At 72.0% G+C, this 15,290-nt stretch carries 9 protein-coding genes; 6 read left to right on the forward strand and 3 right to left on the reverse strand.

The window, feature by feature from the left end:
- The first annotated feature begins 106 nt into the window (after positions 1-106).
- The 6 genes from IE198_RS29085 (at position 107) to IE198_RS29110 (ending at position 12,000) form a co-directional block, all read left to right on the forward strand.
- Positions 107-3,397: an FHA domain-containing protein gene (locus tag IE198_RS29085; RefSeq protein WP_189891986.1), complete on the forward strand. Its 3,291-nt coding sequence runs from the start codon at positions 107-109 to the stop codon at positions 3,395-3,397.
- 189 nt (positions 3,398-3,586) lie between these two features.
- Entirely contained in the window at positions 3,587-4,951 is a 1,365-nt protein-coding gene (locus IE198_RS29090; RefSeq protein ID WP_189891923.1) for an ABC transporter substrate-binding protein, read from the forward strand.
- A gap of 4 nt (positions 4,952-4,955) precedes the next feature.
- On the forward strand, positions 4,956-6,302 hold the full coding sequence (locus IE198_RS29095; protein WP_189891925.1) for a carbohydrate ABC transporter permease: 1,347 nt from the start codon (positions 4,956-4,958) through the stop codon (positions 6,300-6,302).
- On the forward strand, positions 6,299-7,210 hold the full coding sequence (locus IE198_RS29100) for a carbohydrate ABC transporter permease (protein ID WP_189891927.1): 912 nt from the start codon (positions 6,299-6,301) through the stop codon (positions 7,208-7,210). The genes IE198_RS29095 and IE198_RS29100 overlap by 4 nt, the downstream gene beginning before the upstream one ends.
- A 155-nt stretch (positions 7,211-7,365) precedes the next feature.
- Positions 7,366-9,660, forward strand: a complete 2,295-nt coding sequence (locus tag IE198_RS29105) for a bifunctional glycosyltransferase/CDP-glycerol:glycerophosphate glycerophosphotransferase (protein ID WP_189891929.1) — start codon at positions 7,366-7,368, stop codon at positions 9,658-9,660.
- A gap of 30 nt (positions 9,661-9,690) precedes the next feature.
- Entirely contained in the window at positions 9,691-12,000 is a 2,310-nt protein-coding gene (locus IE198_RS29110) for a bifunctional glycosyltransferase family 2 protein/CDP-glycerol:glycerophosphate glycerophosphotransferase (RefSeq protein ID WP_189891931.1), read from the forward strand.
- On the opposite strand, the gene IE198_RS29115 is transcribed toward IE198_RS29110, so the two are convergent.
- The 3 genes from IE198_RS29115 to IE198_RS29125 are packed head-to-tail and all read right to left on the reverse strand — an operon-like array spanning position 11,972 to position 15,188.
- Positions 11,972-12,346, reverse strand: coding sequence for a DMT family transporter (locus IE198_RS29115; RefSeq protein WP_229834447.1), 375 nt, complete (start codon positions 12,344-12,346; stop codon positions 11,972-11,974). The genes IE198_RS29110 and IE198_RS29115 overlap by 29 nt on opposite strands.
- 34 nt (positions 12,347-12,380) lie before the next feature.
- Positions 12,381-13,910, reverse strand: coding sequence for a bifunctional glycosyltransferase/class I SAM-dependent methyltransferase (locus IE198_RS29120; RefSeq protein ID WP_189891933.1), 1,530 nt, complete (start codon positions 13,908-13,910; stop codon positions 12,381-12,383).
- A gap of 30 nt (positions 13,911-13,940) precedes the next feature.
- Entirely contained in the window at positions 13,941-15,188 is a 1,248-nt protein-coding gene (locus IE198_RS29125; protein ID WP_189891935.1) for a glycosyltransferase family 39 protein, read from the reverse strand.
- Positions 15,189-15,290: the final 102 nt, after the last annotated feature.

A 15,290-nucleotide genomic window follows, 5' to 3' on the forward strand; every position in this document is an offset into this window, starting at 1 on the left:
CGGAGCCGTGGGGAGGGAGACCCTCGTCCGTGCCGACCTGCCGGGTGGGGGCGATCTGGGCGGCTCCCCTGCCGGGCACCCCGCGCAGAAGGGATGGCTGACGGCGATGCAGATCCGGCTGACTGTTCTCGCGCCGCGCGGACAGTCCGCGCCCGCCGGGCGTCCCTGCGACGTGATCGTGACCGCGCCCGCGGGCACGGCGCTCGCCGCCGTCGCCTCCGGCCTCGCCGCAGCCGTCTCCGGCCCCGACGTCTCCGGGGCCGTCGTCCTCTACGCGGGACAGGAGCGGCTCGACCCCCAGAGACGCACCCTGGGCGAACCGCCACTGGTCGACGGCGCGGTGCTTTCCCTCCAGACGCCGGCCGACGACGAGCCACACGGGAGCGACGTCTCCGCCCGGCTCCACGTGGTCGCCGGGCCCGACGCGGGCGGCGTCCATCTGCTGCACGGCGGCCGGATAAGCATCGGCCGGTCCGCCGACGCGGATGTGCCGCTGGACGACCCGGACGTGTCCCGGCTGCACTGTGAGGTGACGGTCGCGGGCGACGGCCGGGTCACCGTGACCGACCTCGGCTCCACCAACGGCACGACGGTCGACGGCACGTCCGTGGGCAGCCGCCCCGTCCGCCTGCCGGCGGGCGCGCTGCTGCGCCTCGGCGAGTCGACCCTCCGTCTCGCCCCCGGATCTCCGCCCCCCGCTCTGCCCACGGCCCCCGACGGCGAAGGCCACCTCCGCGTCCCGGGCAGCGGGAGTCCGACCGGGGCCGACGGTGCGGCCCACCTGCCCCGGTCGGCCGGACCGGCCGACCGGGCAGCCCCCCACGCCGGCCGCTCGGACACGGACGAGGGCTCGGTCCACCGGGCCGCCGACCCGTCGGGCGTACCGGGCTGGGCGGCCACGACGACAGGAACGGCCGAGCCGCCTGCCGCAGTGGGCGAGGCGTACGGCCCCGCGGACCGGGCGACGCCCACCCGTCCGCAGAACGACCCCTGGCCCCAAGCCCCTGACCACGCCGGAGCGCAGCCACCCACCTCGGGTGGCGCACACGTGCCGTACGGCCCCGCAGGCCGGGCGGCCACCGGGCCGGGCGCGCCTGGCACCGGCGCAGGCCACCCGGGGCCCGGCGGCACCGCGGCGTACGACCCCGCCGGCCGGGCGCGCGTGGGGCGTGGGCAGGCCGGCGCCGGAGAGACGCATCACATACAGGCCGCGGAGTACGGTCCCGGGGACCCGGGACCGCGGCAGGAGTCGCGCAGGCGGGGCATAGGGGCCTGGGCGCGCCGCCTCGCCGGCGGGCGGGGCGGGGCGGCACTCGAGGAGGCCGGCACGGGCCGGCCCGCGATGCAGACGGCCGCGCCCGCCGTGGCGAGCTGGCCGGATCCGGCGGCCGTACTCCTCACCGCCCTCGGCCCCGGACCCAGGTTGTGGGAGAGGGGCCCGGAGCATCCGGAGTCGCTCGTCCTCAGGCTCGGTACGGCGGACCGTGCGGAGCTGCCGTCCGTGCCCGTGACCGTCGCCCTGAAGGAGGCCGGTTCGCTCGGGCTCGCCGGCCCGCGTGCGCGGCTCGCGGGCCTCGCCAGGTCCGCCGTGGCCCAGCTCGCCGCCCTGCACTCCCCCGGCGACCTGGAGATCGTGCTGATCAGCGCGGACCGCACCCGCCCCCTCGAGGAGCGCAGGAGCGAGTGGGCCTGGCTTGGCTGGCTGCCGCATCTTCGCCCGGCGCACGGCCAGGACTGCCGGCTGCTGCTCGCGTACGACCGGGACCAGGCCACCGCCCGCGCCGCGGAGCTGATGCGCCGGCTGGACGACGGCCCGCTCGGCGCCGGCTGGCCGAGCGCAGACCGCCGGGCCGTCACGGAGGCGGCCGACCGGCACGAGGGCCCGCGCACCGTGGTGATCGTCGACGGGGATCCGGGCTCCGCCGCGCTGCGTGAGACGACGGCCCGACTGGCCGGTGCCGGCCAGGCCTCCGGCATCCATGTGATCTGTCTCGCGGAGACGGCCGCGGCCTCCCCCCTCTCCCCTGTCGCCGCGACCTACGAGTCGGCCTGCGCGGTGTCGCTGCCGTTCCGGGAGTGCGGTGCCGTCGCCCTGCTGAGCGGGGACGTGGCGACCGCCCTGCGGCTGATGCGGGTGGCCGGCGGGCAGCCGGCGGGCCACGGCACGGTGGGCGTGGTGGACGCGGTGTCCGCCGCCTGGGCGGAGCGCTTCGGACGGGCGCTGGCCCCGCTGCGCGCGGAGGGCTCGAGCGTGCACACCGGCAGGGCGGCCGTACTGCCGCAGTCCGCGCGGCTGCTGGACGAACTGGAATTGGCGCGGGCCACCCCGGCGTCGCTGATGGCGCGCTGGGCGTCGGCCTGCGACGGCACCGTGGTCCTCGGCGCCGGCCCCCGGGGGCCACTGTCCGTCGACCTGGCACAGGAGGGCCCGCATCTCCTGATCGAGGGCCCCGCAGGCAGCGGACGTACGGAGCTGCTCCGCTCGGTCGCCGCGTCCCTGGCGGCGGCGGGCCGCCCGGACCGGCTCGGGCTGCTGCTGGTCGACGGCGCGGGCGGGGAGCGCGGCGAGGGTCTGACGGTCTGCACGGAGCTGCCGCATGTGACCGAACACCTGGTGGCGAACGATCCGGTGCGGATGCGGGCGTTCGCGCAGTCGCTCGGCGCGGAGCTGAAGCGCCGGGCGGCCCTGCTGGACGAGGCGGGCGCCCGGGACTTCGCCGAGTGGCGGACCCGGCGCGAGGTCGCCGAGCGGATGGTGGGCCAGCGCCCGCCGAGCGCCGCAGAGCAGCGAGGTGATCTGGACTCGCCCTCGTCGGGGACCCTCAGGCTCCGGCCCGGGGGGCGTACGAGGAGCCAGGAGCCGGACCCGCTGCCGCGCCTGGTGGTGCTGGTCGACGACTTCGATGCGCTGGTGGCCCCGGCGCTGGGCAGCCCGGGCCGGCCGGCGGCCGGTTCCGTCGTACGGGCGCTGGAAGCGGTGGCCAGGGACGGCGGGCGGCTCGGCGTCCATCTCGTGGCGACCTCGTCCCGCCCCGACCGCACCGCGGACACGCTGCTGGCCGAGGGTGCGCGCCTGCGGGTCGTCCTGGAGTCACCGCCGGTCGCGCCCGGGCCTGACGACCCGGCCCCGGGCCGGGGCAGGCTGGGGCATCCGGACGGGCGGGTGACCGCGTTCCAGAGCGGCCGGGTCACCGGACGCATACCGCGTACGGCGACTTCGCGGCCCACCGTGGTCCCGCTCGAGTGGGAGCGGATGGGCGATCCGCCCACCCGCCGTCCCGTCCGTGAGCTGGGCAACGGCCCGACCGACCTGGCGCTGCTGGCCAGTGCGCTGGAGCGGGCCGCGCGCTCGGTGGACGCGGCGCCCGTCCCTCCGCTGGCGCCGGCCCATCCCTGACGGGCTTGCCCATGAGCACCGGCCTGTGCAACTGCGCTGCCTCCGTTTGACCTGACATCACGTCACGAGGGCATCACGAAAGAGTGATAGTCGCCGGGGGCGGTATTGCGGCACCCGTAGCGCGGGCGTAGACCTGTCGCAAGGCGCGACAGGTCAGGGACAGCAGCGCACAGGAGAGACGGGGCAGTGATGCGCAGAACTCTTCGTACGAGCAGGGCCGCAGTGGTGTTCGCCGCGATCGGCGCCCTCGCCCTCACCGGATGCGGCGGTGACAAGGACGGCGGCGAGCCGGGTGACGGCGGTCCGGCGCAGGGCAGCGAGTCGCCCGCATCGGTCCAGCTGCCGAAGCTGAACGGCGAGAAGATCGAGGTCGCCGCCGTCTGGAGCGGCCCCGAGCAGGAGAACTTCACCAAGGTCCTGGACGAGTTCGAGAAGCGCACCGGCGCGACGGTCACCTTCGTCCCCGCGCAGGACCCGATCGTCAACTTCCTCGGCACGAAGATCGCCGGCGGCAGCCCGCCGGACGTGGCGATGCTGCCTCAGGTCGGTGCGATCGAGCAGGCGGTGGCGCGCAAGTGGGCCAAGCCCGTCGGTCCTGAGGCCAAGGCGCAGCTGGAGAAGAACTACTCGAAGGGCTGGCAGGACCTCGGGGCCGTCGACGGCGAGCAGTACGGCGTGTACTACAAGGCCGCCAACAAGTCCCTGATCTGGTACAACAACACGGTCTTCGAGAACGCGGGGGCGACGGAGCCGAAGACCTGGAAGGACTTCCTGTCGACGGCGGAGACGATCTCCGCGTCGGGCGTGACGCCGGTCTCCGTCGCGGGCGCCGACGGCTGGGTCCTCACCGACTGGTTCGAGAACATCTACCTCTCCCAGGCCGGTCCCGAGAAGTACGACCAGCTCGCCAAGCACGAGATCAAGTGGACCGACCCGTCGGTGAAGGACGCCCTGACCACGCTCGGCGAGCTGTTCGGCAAGCCGAACCTGATCGCGGGCGGCACGGACGGCGCGCTCCAGACGGAGTTCCCCGCGTCCGTCACCCAGACCTTCACCGGCGGTGACGCTCCGAAGGCCGCGATGGTCTTCGAGGGCGACTTCGTGACCGTCAACATCGCGCAGACCGACGCCAAGATCGGTACGGACGCCAAGGTGTTCCCGTTCCCGGCCGTCGGCGCGAAGCCGCCGGTGGTGACCGGCGGCGACGCGGCGGTGGCGCTGAAGGACAGCAAGGGAGCCCAGGCGCTGCTGACCTTCCTGGCGTCGCCCGACGCCGCGGCGATCCAGGCGGCGGCCGGTGGATTCCTCTCGCCGAACAAGGCGCTGGACGTGGCCGCGTATCCGAACGACGTGCAGCGTGACATCGCGAAGGCGTTGATCGCGTCGGGTGACGACTTCCGCTTCGACATGTCGGACCAGATGCCGCAGTCGTTCGGCGGGACGCCCGGCAAGGGCGAGTGGAAGATCCTGCAGGACTTCCTGAAGAACCCCAAGGATGTCGCGGGCACCCAGCAGAAGCTGGAGGCCGAGGCGGCCAAGGCGTTCAAGAGCTGACGCCGTGCCGCCCGTCACCGCGGGGGGCCCGGCCCGTCCGGCGCCCCCCGCCGACAAGCGCAAGAGCGTGACAGGCACACGTAAAATCGTGGCGGCCGGCTTTCTGCTGCCCGCGCTGGTGCTGCTGGGCGCGCTCGTGGTCTACCCGATCGGGTACTCCCTCTACCGGTCCTTCTTCGACCAGTCGGGCGGCGGCTTCGCCGGGCTCGGCAACTATGTGGAGATCTTCACCGACGACACGATCCTGACCGCGGTCAAGAACAACGCGATCTGGGTCGTGGTCGCACCGACCGTCTCCACGGCGCTCGGTCTGATCTTCGCGGTGCTCACCGAACGGGTCCGCTGGGGAACCGCGTTCAAGCTGATCGTCTTCATGCCGATGGCGATCTCGATGCTCGCCGCGGGCATCATCTTCCGGCTCGTGTACGAGCAGGACCCGGAGCGCGGGGTGGCCAACGCGGTCTGGGTGGGCGTGCACGACACGTTCGCCGAGTCGGCCGGCTTCCCCCGGGCCCGCCCACTGCCGGTGCATCCGCTGGAGGCCGCCGGGGGCGGTGCGTTCATCACCAAGGAGCCGGTCTCGGCCGGAACTCCCGTGCGGATACCCCTGGTCGGTGTGGCGCCCGCGAAGATGCCGTCCGATGCGCAGCCGGCCAAGACGGCGGAGCCCGGCGACGGGAAGATCCACGGGACGGCCTGGCTGGACTTCACCCGGGGCGGCGGCGGCAAGCCGAACGTCGTCGACACCAAGGAACTCGGCCTCAAGGGCATCGAGGTGGAGGCGGTCAAGGACGGCAAGGTGGTCGCCGAGGCCCGCGCCGGGGCCGACGGCACGTTCACCCTGCCGGCCTCCGCGGACGGCGCGCTGCTGCGGCTTCCCGCCGACAACTTCCGGGAGCCGTACAACGGCGTCAACTGGCTCGGCCCGAACCTGGTCACGCCGGCGATCATCGGCAGCTACGTGTGGATGTGGGCGGGGTTCGCGATGGTGCTGATCGCGGCGGGGCTGGCGAGCGTGCCGCGCGAACTCATGGAGGCGGCGCGGGTCGACGGCGCGAACGAATGGCAGGTGTTCCGACGGATCACGGTGCCGCTGCTGGCGCCGGTGCTCGCGGTCGTCCTGGTGACGCTGATGATCAATGTGCTGAAGATCTTCGACCTGGTCTTCATCATCGCGCCGGGCTCGTCCCAGGACGACGCGAACGTCCTCGCGCTCCAGCTGTACCGGTCGTCGTTCGGCACCGACGCTGACCTCGGTCTGGGCAGTGCGATCGCGGTGCTGCTCCTGCTGCTGGTGCTGCCGGTGATGTTCTTCAACATCCGCAGGATGCGAAGGGAGACCCGGCAATGAGCGCGACCGACGCCACGGCGAAGACCGACGCCACGGCAGGCTCCGAGGTCAAGGCCAAGCACTCCCTCGCCACCCGGATCGCCGCCCGCACCGGCGGTGGTGTGCTGCGTGTCTTCCTGGTCCTGGCGGCGCTGTTCTGGCTCATGCCGACCGTCGGCCTGCTGCTCTCGTCGCTGCGCGACAGCGGCGACATCGCGGCCAGCGGCTGGTGGAAGGTGTTCACTGCCCCGGCCCGGATCACCACGGAGAACTACTCACGTCTGCTGGAGAACGAGGCGATCACCGACTCCCTCTTCTCCACGGTGATGATCACCGTCCCGGCCACCGTGCTGGTCGTGGTCATCGGCGCCCTCGCCGGATACGCGTTCGCGTGGATGGAGTTCCCCGGACGTGACTGGTGGTTCATGGTCGTCGTCGGTCTGCTGGTGGTCCCCGTGCAGGTCGCTCTGGTGCCCGTCTCCGAACTCTTCGGCGTGATCGGCATCTTCGAGACGACGATCGGCGTGGTCCTCTTCCATGTCGCCTTCGGCCTGCCCTTCGCGATCTTCCTGTTGCGGAACTTCTTCGCGGAGATCCCCCGCGAGCTGCTGGAGGCTGCCCGGCTCGACGGCGCCGGTGAGATCCGGCTCTTCACCCGGGTGGTCATGCCGCTGGGCGGCCCGGCGATCGCCTCGCTCGGCATCTTCCAGTTCCTGTGGGTGTGGAACGACATGCTGGTCGCGTTGATCTTCGCGGACTCCGACAGCGCGCCGATCACCGTGGCGCTCCAGCGGCAGGTACGGCAGTTCGGCAACAACATCGACGTGCTCGCGCCCGGTGCGTTCGTGTCGATGATCATTCCTCTGGCGGTGTTCTTCGCCTTCCAGCGGCAGTTCGTCTCCGGTGTGATGGCGGGCGCGGTCAAGTGACCGGCTGACTGACGGACGTACGGAAGAAGCGGCCTGGTTACCCCGTAACCGGGCCGCCATTCCATGTTCGTCCCCCGTATGCCACGTGCGGCGTAACCAAGTCACCCCATTGGCCGTTCTCGGGCCATCCTGCCCGCGCGACCTCTGGATGTGCCGTGCCCCGGTTCAGCGTCATCGTGCCCGCGTTCAAGGTCCAGGCCTACCTGCATGAATGCCTGGATTCGGTGCTGACTCAGACCTTCGCCGATCTCGAACTCATCGCGGTCGACGACTGCTCGCCGGATTCCTGCGGTGCGATCATCGATGAGGTTGCCGCGCGGGATCCGCGCGTACGGGCGGTCCACCTACCGAGGAACGTGGGACTCGGCCAGGCGCGCAATGCCGGGCTGGCCCTCGCGACCGGTGACTACATCCTCTTCCTGGACAGCGACGACAGCCTCGTCCCCGGGGCGCTCGAGGCCGTCGCCGACCGGCTCGAGAGGACCGGCGCCCCCGATGTCCTCGTCTTCGACTACGCCCGCACGTACTGGACCGGTGAGGTCTCCCGGAACAAGTTCGCCGCACTGCTGTCCGAGCAGGGCCGGGCGCCGTTCGCTCTCGCGGACCGGCCGGACCTGCTCAAGCTGCTGATGGTGGTCTGGAACAAGGCGTACCGGCGGGAGTTCGTCGAACGTGAGGGCTTCGCCTTCCCGCCCGGCTACTACGAGGACACCCCCTGGACCTATCCGGCGCTGCTGGCGGCCTCCACCATCGCCACCCTGGACCGGGTGTGCGTGCACTACCGCCAGCGCCGGCAGGGCGGCAACATCCTCGCCACCACCAGCCGCAAGCACTTCGACATCTTCGACCAGTACGACCGGGTGTTCGCGTTCCTCGACGCCCGCCCCGCGCTCGAGCACTGGAAGCCCGTCCTGTACCGGCGGATGGTCGACCACTTCTCGACGCTGGCCACGGCACGGGGCCGGCTGCCCAGCGGCAGCCGTGCCGAGTTCTTCCGCCGGGCCCGTGCGCACTGCCGCCGGTACCGCGCGCCGGGGGCGACGCCCGCCCTGCGCGGCCGGCTGCGCCATGCGCTGATCCGCAACGGCGGCCACCGTCTCTACCGCGCGCTGTGGGCGGGTGACCGGCTGCGCTCCCGCACCCGCCAGGTCGCCGGGCGCGGCCGCCGTGTGCTGCGCGCCGTGGCCCTGCAGGTGCACTACCGCATCCAGTTGCGGCTGCCGGTCCGCTCCGACCTGGCGGTCTTCGCCGCCTACTGGAACCGCGGCTACTCCTGCAACCCGGCCGCGATCGAGGAGAAGGTGCGCGAGCTCGCACCGCACATCCGCACCGCGTGGATCGCGGACGAGGCCCACCACCACACGATCCCGGCAGGGACGCGGCGGCTGCGGCCGGGGTCGTTCGGCTACTGGTTGGCGCTCGCCCGCGCCAGATACCTGGTGAACAACGTCAACTTCGACCGGCGGCTGGTCAAGCGGCCCGGACAGATCATGGTCCAGACGCATCACGGCACGCCGCTGAAGACGATGGGCATCGACCTCCAGGAACGCCCGGCCGCCGCCCGCTCCATGAACTTCGCAGAGCTGCTGGCAAGCGCCGACAAGTGGGACTACGCCCTCTCCGCCAACCGCCATTCCACCCTGGTCTGGGAGCGGGCATACCCGTCGGCGTGCACCGTGCTCGAGTACGGCTACCCGCGCAACGACGTGTACCAGCGCGCCGGCGCCGAGGACGTGGCACGGCTGCGTGCCTCGCTCGGCATCCCGGAGGGCCGCCTCGCGGTCCTCTACGCGCCGACCCACCGCGACTACCGCCGCAGCCAGACCCCGCAGATCGACGTCGAGCGGTTCGCCACGGCCCTCGGCCCCGGGTTCGTGCTGCTCACCCGCGCACACTACTTCAGCGACACCCCACTGGTCGGCGCCGAGGCGCACCGGATCATCGATGTCTCCGGCCATCCCTCCGTGGAGTCCCTGTGCCTCGCCTCTGACGCACTGGTCACGGACTACTCGTCCCTGATGTTCGACTATGCGGTCCTCGACCGGCCGATCGTGCTGCACACCGGCGACTGGGATGCCTACCAGGCGGCGCGCGGGACGTACTTCGACATCCGGGAGTGCCCGCCGGGAGCCGTCGCCCGTACCGAGGACGAACTCGTCGACATCTTCGCGACGGGCCACTGGAGCGGCTCGCGCTCCGCCCAGTTGCGGGCCGCGTTCCGGCGGCGCTTCTGCCCGTACGACGACGGGCTCGCGGCCGAACGCGTCGTGCGCCGGGTCTTCCTCGGAGAGAGCGCCGGCCTGCCGGTCGTCGTCCCGCAGGAGCAGCGCATCCCGGCTCCCGCTCCCACCCCGGCCCCCGTACCGCTGTCTGCCACCGTGCCGCGGCCGGCGGCCGGCCTGCTGCCCGCCCAGGGCGCCGGCGGCCTCGTTCCCTCCCAGCACGCCTGAGTCCCAGAAGAACGCGAGAAGAAGTTGTCCATGCCCCGTGTGAGCGTCGTCGTCCCCGTCCGCCGTGTACGCGGAAGCCTCCGCGAGTGCCTGGAGTCGGTGCTCTCCCAGTCGTTCGCCGACTTCGAGATCATCGGGGTCGCCGACGGCTGCCCGGACGGCTCCGGGCGGCTGCTCGACGAGATCGCGGCAGTCGACCCACGGGTGCGTGCCGTCCATCTCGCAGAGCCGGCGGGCCCCGACGGCCGGCGCACGGCGGGGGCGGAGCACGCGAAGGGCGACTACCTGCTGTTCCTGGAGGGGACCCATGTGCTGCTGCCCGGTGCACTGCGGCGGATCACCGACCGGCTCGCGGCGGCGAAGGATCCGGACCTGCTGCTCTTCGGCCATGTCCGCACACCGTTCCGCGGCACGCCGCAGCCCAGCCGGTCCCTCCAGCTGCTGAAGGACATGGCCGGTACGGAGGTCTGCATGCTCGCGGACCGCCCCGAGCTCCTCGAGGTGGCCGCGGTGTGCTGGAACCGGGCGGTGCGCCGCGAGTTCCACGAGTCCGGGCACGTGCCCTTCGCCCCGGGGCAGTACGGCGACCGGATGTACGCGCTGGGCACACTCGCCACCGCAGGTACGGTCGCCGCGCTGCCGGTGCCGTGTGTCGAGCACCGTCAGCAGCGTCATGTGCCGCAGCTCGCGGAACCGCACGACGGCCTCGCTCCCGGCGAGCGGAGCGAGCAGACCGGTCGGAGCGAGCAGACCGCCCTGGGCGGTGAGCTCGAACTCGTCGAGCAGTTCGGCGGCCTGATCCGCGCGTTGCGGGACGCGCCCCGGTTCGACGCCGTGCACGGGCCGCTGTTCGACCTGGTTTCGCGGGAGCTGCTGGAGACGTACGGGGTGCTCCGGCGACGCCGTCGTGCCTACGTCCGTGCGGTCGCGGCGTTCCACCGGGACCACCTGCCGCCCGGACACCGCCCGGCGGACGGCGTCAGGGCGCTGCGCCTGCGGCTGCTGACCGGCGGCCGGGCCGGGCGGCTGCGGGCCCTCGACGCCGCCCTCGCCGCCCGCCGCGGGCTGCTCGCCGTCGTGCCGGCGGTGCGCCGGCGGCTGGGACGGCGGCTCACGCCGCTGTACTACCGCCTCCAGCGACTGCTGCCGCTGCAACGCGACCTCGCCGTCTACAGCGCGTACTGGAACCGGGGAGTGAGCTGCAATCCCGCGGCCGTGCACCGCAAGGCGGCGGAGCTGGCGCCGCATGTGCGCGGGGTCTGGGTGGTGACGCAGAAGGCCGCCGCCGCACTGCCGCCCGGCATCGACCACGTCGTGCCGGGATCGCGGCGCTACTGGGCGGTGATGGCCCGTGCCACGTACTTCTTCAGCAACGTCAACTTCCCCAATCAGGTGGTCAAGCGCCGTGGCCAGGTGCATGTGATGACCCACCACGGCACGCCCCTCAAGGTGATGGGTGTGGGCCAGGCCCGGTACCCGGCGGCGGCACAGGGCATGAACTTCAAGGACCTGCTGCGCCGGGTGGACCGCTGGGACCTCAGCCTCTCGTCCAACCCGCACTCGACGGAGAGCTGGGCGAGCGCCTACCCGGGCGCCGTACGGCATCTGGAGACCGGCTACCCGCGCAACGACGTCCTCGTCGAGGCGGACCCGGAGCGGATCCGCGCCGTCCGTGCGGCGCTCGGTGTCCGCCCCGGGCAGCGGGCCGTCCTGTACGCGCCGACGTTCCGCGACTACGAACGGACGTTCACCTGCCGGCTGGACCTGGAGCGCGTCGCGAAGGCCTTGGGCGAGGACACCGTGCTCCTTGTCCGCGCCCACTACTTCCACGACGAGAGCGGTCTCGCCGCGCACCCGGGCATCGTCGACGTCTCCTGTCACCCGAGCGCCGAGGAGCTGTATCTGGCGGCGGACGCGCTCGTGACCGACTACTCGTCCGCGATGTTCGACTACGCCAACCTGGACCGGCCGATCGTGATCCACGCCCCCGACTGGGAGACGTACCGGGCCGTGCGCGGCGTCTGCTTCGACCTGCTCTCCGGTGCACCGGGTGACACGCCCGGCGCGGTGACCCGTTCGACCAACGAGCTGATCCGGGTTTTCTCCGACGGCACGTGGGACGGCGAGGCGGCGCGTGCGTTGCGAGCCGCCTTCCGGGAGCGTTTCTGCACGTTCGACGACGGGCGGGCAGCGGAGCGCGTCGTACGCCATGTGCTGCTGGGCGAGCCCGAGCTGCTGCCCGTGACACCGCCCGCGGAGCGCCGCCCGGTGGTGCTGCCGAGCCAGGCCCACGCCCACCGGGCGGACATGCTCAGCTCTGATGGCCGGCCATCACGGTGACCAGGCCGGCCACGACCATCAGCGAGCCGGCCCAGGTCCACATCGAGGTCCGCTCGTGCAGCACGGTGGAACTGGCCAGCACGATCAGCAGATAGCCCAGCGCGTTGAACGGATAGGCGATGTTCAGTGGCACCCGTGCCAGCGTGGACATCCAGGCCACCGCGGAGACGCCGAAGACGACGAGGCCGAGGACGACCCAAGGGCTGGTCGCCGCCCGTACCATCAGCGAACCCCCGCTGTGCTCGGCCACGGCGGCCGCGGAGCGCATGCCGTGTTTCAGCATGATCTGCCCCGCCGCCGAGGAGAAGACGGCGAAGAGCAGCAGCAACAGACTGGGCAGGGTCAAGGTCCTCCTCCTGGTGGGCCGTCGGCGCCGGGGGTCAGCTGCCGGTGCCCACTCGGGCGGCGAGCTCGGCGGGGACGTGCTGGCGGCTGAGAATGTCCTGTACATCGACGTGCTCCCCGGCGATGATCGTCTGCGCCGCGTGCGGGGTGAGCACGGCGACGTACTGGTAGCCGAAGAGTGTCGGCCGCACACGCGTCAACAGCCGGGAGACGTCGGCCAGGACCCCGGCGGTGACGCCGGTGCCGAGCACGGACCAGAAGGGCGCGCCGGTCGAGGTGAGCCGCAGCTGGTCGAAGCCCGCGGCCCGCACGGTGCGGCGCAGACTGCCTCGGGTGAAGAAACGCAGATGGGTCTCGTCGAGGATGCCGCGCCGGTCGTAGCCGAAGACGCCGAGGGCCACGCGAAGGCGCGAGTACCAGTGGCCGAAGTTCGGCACGGACAGCAGCATCCGGCCGCCGGGACGCAGCACGTCCCGCAGTTCCCGCAGTACGCGCTCCGGCCGGGACAGGTGCTCGATGACGTCCCCGGCGACCACGTAGTCGTAGTCGGCGCCGACCTCGGGCGGCAGGCCCTCCTCCAGGTCGGCCAGGAGGAACTGCGAGCAGCGCTCCCGCACGCCGGGGACCTCGACGAAGTCCAGGCCGGTCACCGTGTGCCCGAGCGCTTCGAGGCGCTCGGCGAACTGGCCCCCGGAGCAGCCGACGTCGAGCACCCGGCCGGGGGGCAGGGTGCGCATGATGCCGAGGATCGCGGAGTGCGAGGAGCCGTCCCCCTCCTTGAAGGCGTACTCGACGGGTTTGGGGATCCAGGGGCAGGTGCCGAACCCCTTGAGCGCGAGCCGGTACTCGAGGACGTCCTTGACGACGTCCTTGGCGTAGCGCAGGCCGTTGACGTAGCAGATCTCGTCGCCGTAGTAGGTGGGGACGGGGATCTCCTTGATGCGCATCCCGGCGTCGAGCAACTGGACGATGATCTGGGTGTCGAAGTCGAAGGCGTCGGTGTTCTTCTCGATCGGCAGCCTGCGCAGCGCGGCAACGCTGTAGGCGCGGTAGCCGGAGTGGAACTCGGTGAGCCGTGAGCCGAGCGATGCGTTCTCGAAGCGGGTGAGGATGCGGTTTCCCAGCCACTTGTAGAACGGCATGCCGCCCCCCAGCGCGCTGCCGGAGCACATCATCCGGGAGCCGAACACCGCTTCGCACTCGCCGCGTTCGATGGGTGCGACCATCTCGGGCAGCAGCTCCGGGGCGTACTGGCCGTCGCCGTGCAGCAGCACCACGATGTCCAGGCCCCGCTCGGCGGCGAGCGCGTAGCCCGCTTTCTGGTTGCCGCCGTAGCCGAGGTTCTTGGTGTGCCGCATGACGACGGTCGGCGGCATGCCCTCCAGTTGCGACCAACGGCAGCCCGCAGTGAACGTCCCGTCGCTGCTCGCGTCGTCGAGGATGAGGATCTCGGCGATACGGGAGCGGAAGTCCTTCGGGATGCGGTCGAGCGTCTTCTCCAGTGTCGACTCGGCGTTGTAGGCCACGACGAGAATGCCGATCCGCGGGCTGGGGCTTTCCTTCACTGGGTCTTCTCTACTCTCCGTCGGTGGGGGTCATCGGTGCGGTCGGTCGGCGGGGGCGGTGGGCTTGTCGGTGCGCTGGGCGACGAAGGGGACGTGTTCACCCGGCGCGCGGCCGGGCGGGTCCGCGAGCGCCCTGCGCACGCCGGTCACGGTCGCGGCGGCGAGCAGCAGCCAGCCCGCCTCGCCCAGATGCAGCGCCCAGTCGTTCCAACGGACCGCGCTGGCGCTCGAGTAGACGACGACGGTGACGGTGCCGACCAGGACGCCGTAGCCGGTTCCCTCCCAGGCGCCGAGGAGGCAGAGGCCGACGACGGGCCAGGCCAGGTACTGGACAGCACTGCCGGTGCTGAGCAGGAGCAGCAGCGTCAGGGAGAGGGCGACGGCGTAGGCCGGGGCGGTGGGCCGCACCCAGGCGAGCCAGACTCCCGCGGCCGTGCCCAGCAGCACGAACAGGAAGTGGAAGTCGCCGTGCAGGCCCGCGATGAACGAGTCGGATGCGCCGGCCCAGTCGGCGAGCCGCACGAGGCCCCACAGCCTCGCCCGCCCGCCCTCGTACTCGAGGACCTTTTCCCGCAGCGGCCCGGGAACGATGGCCAGCACCGGCCCCCACAGCGGCAGCAGTACGGCCGTCAGACCGGCGCAGAACCGGACGGCCACCGGACGGCCGGCCCGTACTGCGGCCACGAACAGGGCGGGGACGGCGACGATCGGGACGAGTTTGATGCTCACGGCGAGCGCGGCTGCGACGCCGGCGGCGAGTGGGGCTCGGCGGTCGGTCAGCAGATACGCGGCCAGCACTACGAGCATGATGGCGGCCGAGTCCGTGTTCCCGTGGTAGGCGGAGGTGGCGAAGAGAACGGGGCTGAGGGCGCATGCGAGGGCGCACACCGTGGCCGTTCCGAGGGGACGGCGACGGCGCAGGATCTCGAACACCAGAATCGCGGAGACGAAATCCGCGATGCAGGCCGGCGCCCGGATCAGGCTGCCGAACGGAATTCCGAGCCGCTCCAGTTCGTGGAGTGCGGACAGCATCCAGCCGGCGAGCGGCGGATGGTTGTAGACGGGCAGGCCGGGCATCGGGTGCTCGTAGATCCGGACCGGCCCGACCTGGGAGATGGCGGTGGCGAAGGCGTCGAAGAAACGGACGTCGGCCGGCCCCGGCTTCGCGGCCGCGAGGATCGACTTGGCCACGAGAGCGAGCGCGGCGACGCCGATGACGAGGTTCCTGGCTCGTCGCACATCGAGCGCCGCCGTGGCGGTTCGCGTTCGCAGCTCCATGGCCGGCGAACGTAGCAATCCGAAACGTCAATATCCCGGACCGATAAACACACTTAGTCCCGGGGGCTTCACTGCACTGCGATCTCCGGCGCCTTCCGGCGC

Source organism: Streptomyces xantholiticus (genome assembly GCF_014651015.1).
GTDB classification, from domain to species: Bacteria; Actinomycetota; Actinomycetes; order Streptomycetales; family Streptomycetaceae; genus Streptomyces; species Streptomyces xantholiticus.

What these genes read in the sequence shown, in the direction of transcription:
- IE198_RS29085 (WP_189891986.1), top strand. Translation starts at nt 107, where the DNA reads ATGCAGATCCGGCTGACTGTTCTCGCGCCGCGCGGACAGTCCGCGCCC.
- IE198_RS29090 (WP_189891923.1), top strand. Translation starts at nt 3,587, where the DNA reads ATGCGCAGAACTCTTCGTACGAGCAGGGCCGCAGTGGTGTTCGCCGCG.
- IE198_RS29100 (WP_189891927.1), top strand. Translation starts at nt 6,299, where the DNA reads ATGAGCGCGACCGACGCCACGGCGAAGACCGACGCCACGGCAGGCTCC.
- IE198_RS29110 (WP_189891931.1), top strand. Translation starts at nt 9,691, where the DNA reads ATGCCCCGTGTGAGCGTCGTCGTCCCCGTCCGCCGTGTACGCGGAAGC.
- IE198_RS29125 (WP_189891935.1), bottom strand. Translation starts at nt 15,188, where the DNA reads ATGGAGCTGCGAACGCGAACCGCCACGGCGGCGCTCGATGTGCGACGA.